Raw genomic sequence first — 10040 nt, 5'->3', positions numbered from 1 at the left:
TGGAAGTGGAACAAATTATGTGGCAGGCTCAACTTTCCCAATGGGAAGTGGAAATGTCATATTATATGTGAAGTGGATTCCAATGACATATATGGTCAACTTTGATGTCGCTGGAGGTAGTATAATAGCACCCCAAACGGTCCTACATGGAGGCAAAGCATTGGAGCCAAACGCCCCGACAAAAGTAAATCATACATTTGGTGGCTGGTATACAAGTAATGCCTACACAACACCATATAATTTTAATACTACTCTTATTACAGCAAAAACAGTGATCTATGCAAAATGGATTAGTAATAATACAGGTGGCGATAATACCGATCCTTCACCAAATCCTGATTCAGGTTCATCAACACCTTCAACCAATGTAGAGGAAATTGTAGTAGATGTAGAATCTGGCAATGGTGATGTAGTTTCAAAAACAACGATAAAACGAGCAAAAAATGTAGATAACACGATGAATGATGATGTCACATTAACAGCAGCAAGCGCAACAGAGACAATTAGGAAATTAAAGGAACAAGGGAATGATAAAGCAAGGATTATCATCCCAGACGAGAAGGATCAAGTAAATCAAGTCAAAGTGTCCATTCCGAAAAATGTGCTGTCAATTTTGCAAAATGGAGCAGTCCATCTCGAAATTGTTACCGATAAGGTTAGAATTGAAGTGCCAAAAACTTCATTGGAAATGTTTAATGAGAATCTATACTTCCGACTCGTTCCTATAAAAGGGCATGATAAACAGCTAGAGATTGAAGAACAAGCCAAAAGGGAAACCGTTGTGCAGCAATTGGTAGAAGGTGGGGTTGTAAAGTTGCTTGGTCATCCAATGACCATCGAAACCAATATGCAAAGCCGTCCTGTTAAATTAACATTGCCGTTGCCTACAGATTTAACAGATGGACAACTTGCCAATTTGGCGATCTTTATCGAGCATAGTGATGGCACAAAAGAAGTTGTACGTGGGAAGATTGTAGAATATCAAAAGGGAATAGGTTTACAGTTTGAGGTGAATAAGTTCTCCACCTTCTCCATTCTCTACTTACCAGAGAAGGAAGAAGTGAAGGAACCAACTACTGAGGGGGTTACCCATCTACCTTACATTCAAGGCTATCCAGATGGTACCTTCCGTCCAAATGCTCCTGTTACAAGGGCACAGATGGCAAGTATGTTTGCTCGTCAATTAACAGGTAACGCCATACCGCAAGCAAAGGCAACCTATACAGACACATTCCAACATGATGCTAAAGATGCAATCGAATTTGCGAAGGAAAAAGGTCTGTTTAAAGGGGTTACAGCAACGAACTTTAATCCAAACGGCTTGATTACGCGTGCACAGATGGCTACAGTGGCAGCCCGCTGGATAGAACAGCAATGTGTAGAACGTCCTGATGCAGATTTCTGTCCACCAACCTCACAAAGTGCAGTATTCAAAGATGTGAGTGTCCATCATTGGGCAGGGCAAGCAATTGATACTGTCAATGCGGCGGAAATTATGACAGGAATAACAGCAGATACATTCAATCCAGATGGATTGTTAACACGTGCACAAGCCGTGAAAGTATTAAATCGACTGTTTGAACGCCAAGTTCTTATTGAAGATCAAACACCATTATTTAAAGATGTTCCAAAACACCATTGGGCATTTTATGAGATTCAAGAAGCCGCAAAAAAATAACCAAAAAGAGGGTACGCGATTCGTAATGTAATCGCAGTGCCCTTCTTTTTCATGGCTCGAAAAGGAATTTATATCCCGAACCCCTCACTGTTATAATCTTTGCTCTATGGCCAGTAACGGATTCTAGCTTTTTTCGTAAATTACTAATATGAACCTTCAATGCCTGTGTATGCCCGATACTTTCCTCTGCCCAAATAAGCTTATACAGCTCTGATGGGGGAAAAATTTGTCCTGGTCGTTGTGCTAGAAAGAAAAAAATTTGAAATTCCTTTGTAGATAGGGCTAATGCTGTGTTACCGATATATACTCTTCCAGAATGAACATGAAAGTGAAAATCCTCTATTATATGAGCTTCTTCCTCTATGTGGTGTACAGCAGCTTTAACTTGAAATTGCTTTCTACGCATGGATATTCTCTTGATTGTCTTCATTAAACGCTCTTTCTCAATAGGCTTTAAAATATAGTCAACAGCCTGTACATTAAAAGCTTCTATTGCAAAACGTTCATAAGCAGTGACAAATACAATGTCCATTAAAAAAGGAAGGTCTGCAATCTTACTAGCAAATTCAATACCATTCATTTCGGCCATATCTATATCTAAAAAAAGAATATCAGGTTTGAGTGTAGGGATGTTTGCAATAGCTTCTAGTGGATTTACGAATTTTCCGATAATAGTAACATCGCTATTATCATGTAACGTGGCTTCTAATAAATTGATTGCTAAAATTTCATCATCTACTATGATGGCTTTCAACATTTTTTCACCTCTTATCATCTAAATTTAGAATATTATGTAGCGCAACTGTACTAAATAAATTTTTCGTCATCAATTTTATACTTGCCTGTAGCAATGGAAGCTGGATTCTGAAATTATTCGATTCTGTAAATTATGTAATTTATTAGTATGTAAAACACATTTATCGTCCAATCTAACTCGATTATTACCTACAATAAAGCAATTCTTTTCTCCTTTAACTGATTTAAGTTTATTAGTATTCTCGCACTTTAGTAAATGAGATGCATTTCCCAAATCGTGATGTATTATGAGGTGATAATAAAATATGCCTTTCTACCCATAGTATAGCATGCCAATAGTTAACAAAAAATAGATTAAAGCGTGTATCATAATCTAATGATAAAAATTTTAAGCTAAGTGTATTTTGTGCATTTTGTGTATTTAAAGTGCATATACTTACAATCACTCTGTTTTTTGCTTATAATGAGAAAGTCAGAATTATTTCTGAAAAAAGTAGCCACAAAGTGAGCGATTGCGATTGAAAAAATTATTATATGGTATCTTCTTTGTTGTTTTTATAGTCATTTTTTTGTACGTAAACAATCACTGGCTAGTCGTAAGTAAACATGTGTTTGAATCAGATAGTGTGCCTGACAGCTTTGATGGGCTACGCATTGTACAAGTTTCGGATTTACATGACGCTGTCTTTGGTGACAAGCAACAAAAATTGATTGCTAAGGTAAAGGATACAAAGCCTGATTATATTTTTATCACAGGTGACGTGATCGATAGTAATCGCTATAATTTAAAACAAAGCCTACAAGCAGTGGAAGGACTAGTTAAAATAGCGGATGTTTATTATGTACTAGGAAACCATGAGGTAGCGACGAATAAGGTGAATGAAATTTATGAGGCGCTGTCATCGTTAGGGGTACATATTATGGCCAACGAATCGACCGTGTTAGAGCGCGACGGGGAGCGCTTGGCGATTGTTGGTATTGAGGATCCGTTAATGGGTAGAACAACAGAAGATATGCTGGACATTGCAACGGCCTATTTGCCAGACGATATGTTTAAGTTGTTACTAGCACATAGACCAGAATTATTTAATACGTATGTAAATTATCACATAAATTTAGTATTTTCGGGACATGCGCATGGTGGGCAAGTTCGTATTCCTGGGCTTGGAGGACTTGTGGCACCAGGACAGGGGCTGTTCCCAAAATATACAGGTGGTGTCTACGAAGCAGGCGCGACGAAAATGGTAGTTAGTAGAGGGTTGGGTAATAGCACAGTACCATATCGTATTTTTAATCTACCAGAAATTATTGTGATGGATCTAAAGAAAAAATAAGCACTGCGTAAAATTTACGCAGTGCTTTCAATTTGTTTGCGTTCTATACGTTTAACGAGGTAAATACTTATTTCATATAAAATAATCATCGGTATTAATACGAGTAACTGACTTATAAAGTCTGGTGGCGTGATAACAGCGGAGCCTACGCCCATTGCGATATAAGACCAGCCTCGTATTTTTTTCATGGATTCAGCAGTCAGTACACCAATGGCTGATAAGAATAGGGCAACAATCGGTAACTCAAATAATAGACCAAGCGGTACTGTAGTCATGATTAAAAAGTGCATATATTCATTTGCTGATACCATGACATCGAAATTGGTAGCCCCAATGCTTACTAAGAATGTATAGCTAAGTGGGTTAACGACGAAATAGCCAAAAGCTACTCCTACTAAAAATAGAACAAACATGATTGGTGCATAGAGGCCTAAAAATCGACTTTCCTCTTCTTTTAAGCCTGGTTTAATAAAGCTCCAAAGAAAGTGGACGAGGAAAGGCATTGCAAGACCAAAAGCTAAAGTTGTTGAAATCGTCATGTAAAATTTAACTACTTCTAGTGGTCCTAAAATAACGAGTGAGTGACCTCGCGTTATGAATGGAAACCAAATATTAATAGTAGAAAAGACAACAATAAAAAATAAAATAAAAACTGTTAACCCTTTGATAATTTGCTTACGTAAATCACTAAGATGCTCCAATAATGAGGTAACAGGTATCAGGGGTTCATCTGACACATGATCCTCTTCAATTGCTACCGTAGGTATTTCAACTAAAGCCTCCACTGGCTTTGGAGGCTCGGCTTGTGGTTTATCTAGAGGGCTTAAATATTTTCTTTTTCCGTCTTCATATGGATCCATAGGAAACCCTCCTACGAAGCATCAGATTTTTTTTCGACCTTTTTCACGGTATCATCTTCATCATCCATAAGTCCCTTAGTAGACTTTTTAAATTCTGCAAACGTTTTGCCAACCGCTCCACCGATTTCTGGTAATTTTTTTGGGCCAAATACAATTAATACAATCACTAAAATAATAATTAATCCAGGTACTCCAATTGCTCCTAGACCTCCCATAAGTCTTGCCTCCTTTAGAATGATTTATTTATACTAATGAACCACCTGATTGACTGTATTTGATGACTCCCTCAGCACAACGGTAGGCAAGTGCCCCTAATGTGCCTGTTGGATTATAACCACTATTGTGTGCAAAGTTGCCTGCACTTACTGCGAAAAGGTTATCAACATCCCAGTGCTGTAAGTAATTATTCACAACCCCTTGCTCTGGTGTTAAGCTCATCACCGTACCACCTGTATTATGCGTTGTTTGGTAAGGTACGATATTGTAATCGGTAATTTCCGCGTTAGGGACAATAGTTTTTGCACCCATTTCCTTCATAATGTCAGCTGCACGTGCAGAGATATATTTATGAAGAGCTCGATCCTGATCAGTAAAATTGTATGTTAACTGAGTTAATGGCAGCCCGTAAGCATCCTTATAGGTAGGGTCCAGTGATATATAGTTTTCCTTATGTGGCATAGATGCTCCTTGCGCACCAATCCCAAATGAACGTGTATAGTAATAAATAGATTGCTTTTTAAATTCTGGTCCCCAAGTAGGCGTATCAGGCGGAGTTGGATTTGAGCCGATTGGTCGCGTACCTGTCTGTGTAAGTGCAATATTACCTCCGTGAATAAAATCTAAATCACTATGGTCAAAATTATCCCCATTGTAATCGTCTATACACATGCCTAACGAACCTGCACCCATAAATGTATTGTATTGTTCCTCGAAGAACCCAGCAGCACCAGGCAAAATTTGATAGCAATAGTTTCTGCCAAGTGTTCCTTTGCCAGTAGTAGGGTCATATCTTTCACCAATGTCAGAGACCATTAATAGCTTGGCATTATTAAAGACATAACTAGTTAAAACAACAGCATTAGCTGGCTGAATGAATTCTTCCCCCGAAACAGTATCGATATACCTTACACCTGTAGCCTTGTTACCCTGCTTTAAAATTTCAACAACATTGGAATTAAAGCGTAAATCAAAATTTCCTGTCTTCAGGGCTGTAGGGACAACAGTAATTTCTGCGGACGACTTTGCACCATATTCGCATCCAAAGCGTTCACAAAAACCACAATATTGGCAAGCGTTGATTGTTTCGCCATCTGGATTTTTATAAACCTCTGATACATTAGCTGATGGAACCATATAAGGTGTTAGCTTCAGGTTTGTTGCAGCTTTTTCGAATTGTGCAAGCATAGGCGTTTTTTTCATAGGCGGTGTTGGATAGGGATTCGAACGCTTTCCACTAAATTTATTTTTATCATCACCCGAAATACCAGCTGTTTTCTCGAACTTATCGAAATAGGGCTCAAGCTGATCATATGTTAATCCCCAATCCTGAATCAGATAATCTGGTCCAAGCTTATTTGGTCCATAACGTTTATCTGTTAATGTCTTGATTTGAAAATCATAGGGTAAAAATCGATAAGTCATTCCATTCCAATGTGTTCCTGATCCACCCAGACCCTCTCCAAGTAAGAAGGAGCCAAGCTGACGCATTGGTAATGCCTTCATATTGCGATCATTCCGAAAGCTTACGGTCTCTTTAGAAAGATTTTGCATTAAATCATATCGGATGGCATAACGGTATTCGTCATGAACATTTAAATAATCCTCAGTCCCACGCTTTTGACCTCGCTCTAAACCGACTACCTTTAAGCCAGCTTTAGCACATTCAGCAGCGACAATACCGCCAGTCCAACCTACACCAACTGTTACAACGTCTACACTCGGTAATGTTTTAGCCATTTTGTATCCCCCCTTAGTGGTTGCCTAATGGATTAGGCTCAATTTTTTGGAACTTGGCATCTTCTATTTGTGTAATATAAGCCATCTGGTGACCAGGGAAGCCCTTCATACGCCAGCCATCCATATTGCGATTTCCTCCATACATAGGGTCAGAATAAGCTCCCTCTAATGTAGCTGCTCGTAATAATGTAAAGAAGAACGCGGAAGTAACACCAACCATTTCTATGTCACCTTTTTGGAAGGCAGTTAATATTTCATCCATTTGTTTGCCATCTAAATCGTTAAAGCTTTTCTTATAACGCTTTTGTGCTTCATCCTCCATTTTTTGAATACCCTGTCTAAAAATTTCCGCTCGCGTTAAACGGCTCTGATAGCCTTGAGTTGGGGCACCAACATCAAATGGACCTTGCATATATTCTTTAGAGTTACTTCCATAATTTCCTGCAAGTTGATGATCGATAAAATAGGGAACGTCTAAACCAATAGCTCCTGGTCCCAAATCGTCCTCTGGGAAGATACGTTCCGTGGCCTTTGATAAGATACTAAAATCTTTTTCATTTCTGAAGAACATCTTAGCTTTTGGTGAGCCTGTGGCCTCATTCGTTGTTTCATGACCACCATGCTCTAGAGTAGAAGTACCTTTACCATGGATGTTGTAACCAACTAATCCTCCAATTAAACCACCACCGACTAATGTACCAGCAGCAATACCTGTAGTTTTTAAAAAGTCTCGACGAGAAACATTATTTTTGTCTGAACTCATGGAAATCCTCCCCTCAAAATGTGTTAAACGGATCCTATCTTTAATAATCAGCAAAAAATGTGAATTATAATCAATTTTTGTTGGAAAATGTTTTAATTACCTCTATTAGCATGGTGTACTCTCCTTTTTAATGACAAGAGGGATCTATGAATTGAAAATTTTGTAGAAAATTGTTAGCACTATAAAGGTAGTGTAAATGGTATTATTATACATTTATTAATCATATTGGAAAACTTTTGTTGACTTCTACTTTTAGTGACTTTACTCTGAAGTTATGCAAAAATATGCGGATTGTATAGCTAAAAATGGAAGAAGTGAGAAAAAGAGAAATGTGGTTAAAAGGTATTGGTGGTAAATTAATTGTTGCAATTATAGCTCTTGTATTTGTAACATGTGGCACGCTTGGGCTATCTACTTGGATAAATAGTACAAAAGCTGTGAATGAGCAAGTGGAATCTAATTTGGTATCTAGAGCAGAGGATGTGTCCCAATACATAGAAGAACACTTCCAATTAACACTAGTGGAGGTGGAAGCCATTGCAGAGCAAGAGGCAGTTCGGAGCATGGACTTTGAAAAGCAGAAGCAGTATCTATCGAAACGTCTTGCCAGTAATGAAAATTACTTAGGTTTTGGCATTATCAATGCTAATGGAGTTGCCCATTATCTGGATGATACAACAGCTGATCTAGGGGATCGTGATTACGTAAAAGAAGGTTTTACTGGTAAGTCTGTCATGTCTGACATTACGATTAGTCGTGTAACAGGTGAACCAGTCATTTTAATCGTTTCTCCAATTGACACAGTGACAGGTGAAAAAGCTTTATTATTAGCACGTATTGACGGCTATTACCTATCTAAAATTGTAGAAGGCATTAAGGTTGGAAACAGTGGCTATGCATTTATGTTAGATGCTAACGGAACAATTATTGGACATAATAATCATTCGTATGTGAAGGAGCAATACAATCCAATTAAGGAAGCAGACGAAACAGGTATCAAGACAGGCAGAGCAATGGCTGCTAAAGAAATGATTGCTAATGATAACGGTTATTTTTCTTTTGAAACGGAAGATACAGGAACTAGTCTAATGGGCTATCATACCCTCGATAATGGTTGGAAAATGGGGGTTATCGCATTAGAAGATGAGATGTTTTCAGGGCTTTCTAAGCTTAAGACGAACTTCATTGTCACTACGATCATAGTTTCAATACTTGGGCTATGCATCTCATTTGCCATTTCTCGCTCTGTTAGTAGACCACTTCGACATGTACTTCGCATTAGTGAGGGCTTATCGGAAGGAGACTTTACACAGGAAATTCCAGAAAAATATTTGAAACGTATTGATGAAATGGGAACGATGGCACGTGCATTAGATCGCATGACTGATAATATGCGGGAAATGATAGCCAAAGTGAGTCGAGAAGCAACGGCAGTGAATGAAGCTGCGTGTGATTTAATGGGAGATGTAAATGGAGTAACAAAGCGTTCAAAGCAAATTGCTGGTGCAATAAGTGAAGTAGATCGAGGGGCACAAAGCCAAACTGTGATGGCAGAGGAAAGTGCCTCAGCAATGGAACAAATGGCGATAGGGATACAAAATGTAGCTGAAGTTGCCTCCACAATTGCTTGTAATACAGATTTTATTTCCCAGAAAATTAGTGAAAGCAATCATGCAGTTCAACAATCCGTTTTACGTATGAATGAGATTCAGCAAGGCACAACAGATGAACTATCAATTATTCACAAGCTAGAAAAAGAGTCAGAAGAAATTAGCTTAATTTCAAAAATGATTACCGATATCTCCGATCAAACAAATTTATTGGCATTGAATGCCTCTATAGAAGCAGCACGGGCAGGAGATGCTGGTAAAGGCTTTGCCGTTGTAGCAGAAGAAGTTCGCAAGCTATCGGAGCAAACAGCAGAATCAGCTACTAAAATTAATGTGCTTATTGAAAGAGTTCAATCTTATACATTAGAAGTAGTAAAAGCAGCTGAATTTGGTGAAGATAATGTTGAGCGTGGTTTAGCTTCTATTGAGGCAGTGGGAGAACGCTTCGAGGAAATGGTTCAAGCAGTAGGAGAAATAGCAGGTCAAATCGAAGAAATGAATGCTTCAGCTGAACAAATGTCTGCCAATACGGAGGAAGTTTCCGCGTCTATGGAAGAAATGGCAGCTACTGCACATGCGGCAAGTGATTATGTGCATGAGGTAACAGATGCAACAGCGGAACAGTTGAAGACGGTAGCAGTAATGAACAATCAAACTGAAAAACTATCAGAAATGGCAAAACGTTTATATGAAGCCATTCAAAAATTTAAATATTAAATTAGAGAGGAGCTGTCTATTAATGACAGCTCCTCTCAGAGTGTTGAAAAACAAAACCATCCATACAATTTTTGTGAAAGGTCAAAATGGATTACCGCTCCATGCAGAGGATCGTCTGTCTAGCTATCCCACGAAAGTCAGGTATCCATCCACTCCACCTCATAAAAATGTTACCTTTTTAGCGAAGGCTTAATTGAAGGTGTTCACTACTCATTTTATGGAGAGGTGTGGTCAATCATCATTTCTCCCATTGAAAATAAGAGTCTATCCTTTCTCGAAGTATACATTTGCTATTTTGTTCACAATGACTGTATGAAAGATAAGGAAAAGCCACTTTTACAGAATGGTTGATTGGAGTGGAGCCAG

8 protein-coding genes are annotated in these 10040 nt (G+C 38.4%); 3 read left to right on the top strand and 5 right to left on the bottom strand.

The window, feature by feature from the left end:
• Window positions 1-1678 (top strand): S-layer homology domain-containing protein (locus tag B3D98_RS14210; RefSeq protein ID WP_288583746.1); only part of this gene is annotated, 1678 nt, incomplete at its 5' end.
• Window positions 1679-1727: 49 nt separating this feature from the next.
• On the opposite strand, the gene B3D98_RS14205 is transcribed toward B3D98_RS14210, so the two are convergent.
• Window positions 1728-2435, bottom strand: a complete 708-nt coding sequence (locus tag B3D98_RS14205; RefSeq protein WP_066038277.1) for a response regulator transcription factor — start codon at window positions 2433-2435, stop codon at window positions 1728-1730.
• A 517-nt stretch (window positions 2436-2952) separates the two neighbouring features.
• On the opposite strand from B3D98_RS14205, the gene B3D98_RS14200 reads away from it, so the two are divergent.
• Entirely contained in the window at window positions 2953-3768 is an 816-nt protein-coding gene (locus B3D98_RS14200; RefSeq protein WP_288583743.1) for a metallophosphoesterase, read from the top strand.
• A 14-nt stretch (window positions 3769-3782) separates the two neighbouring features.
• Here B3D98_RS14200 and tatC read toward each other — a convergent pair whose 3' ends face one another.
• The 4 genes from tatC to B3D98_RS14180 are packed head-to-tail and all read right to left on the bottom strand — an operon-like array spanning window position 3783 to window position 7347.
• Entirely contained in the window at window positions 3783-4628 is an 846-nt protein-coding gene (gene tatC, locus B3D98_RS14195) for a twin-arginine translocase subunit TatC (RefSeq protein WP_288583740.1), read from the bottom strand.
• 11 nt (window positions 4629-4639) lie between these two features.
• The gene (gene tatA, locus B3D98_RS14190) at window positions 4640-4843 is read right to left on the bottom strand and encodes a twin-arginine translocase TatA/TatE family subunit (RefSeq protein WP_048390784.1); all 204 of its coding nucleotides are present in this window, start codon (window positions 4841-4843) and stop codon (window positions 4640-4642) included.
• A gap of 28 nt (window positions 4844-4871) precedes the next feature.
• Entirely contained in the window at window positions 4872-6584 is a 1713-nt protein-coding gene (locus B3D98_RS14185) for a GMC family oxidoreductase (protein ID WP_004233912.1), read from the bottom strand.
• Between the two features lie 13 nt (window positions 6585-6597).
• Window positions 6598-7347, bottom strand: a complete 750-nt coding sequence (locus B3D98_RS14180) for a gluconate 2-dehydrogenase subunit 3 family protein (RefSeq protein WP_054548901.1) — start codon at window positions 7345-7347, stop codon at window positions 6598-6600.
• A gap of 329 nt (window positions 7348-7676) precedes the next feature.
• Here B3D98_RS14180 and B3D98_RS14175 point away from each other — a divergent pair, with 329 nt between their 5' ends.
• Window positions 7677-9674, top strand: a complete 1998-nt coding sequence (locus B3D98_RS14175; RefSeq protein WP_288583735.1) for a methyl-accepting chemotaxis protein — start codon at window positions 7677-7679, stop codon at window positions 9672-9674.
• Window positions 9675-10040: the final 366 nt, after the last annotated feature.

It is taken from the genome of Lysinibacillus sp. UBA5994 (genome assembly GCF_002429725.1).
GTDB classification, from domain to species: domain Bacteria; phylum Bacillota; class Bacilli; order Bacillales_A; family Planococcaceae; genus Lysinibacillus; species Lysinibacillus capsici.
This window is presented reverse-complemented; position numbering and strand designations above follow the sequence as displayed.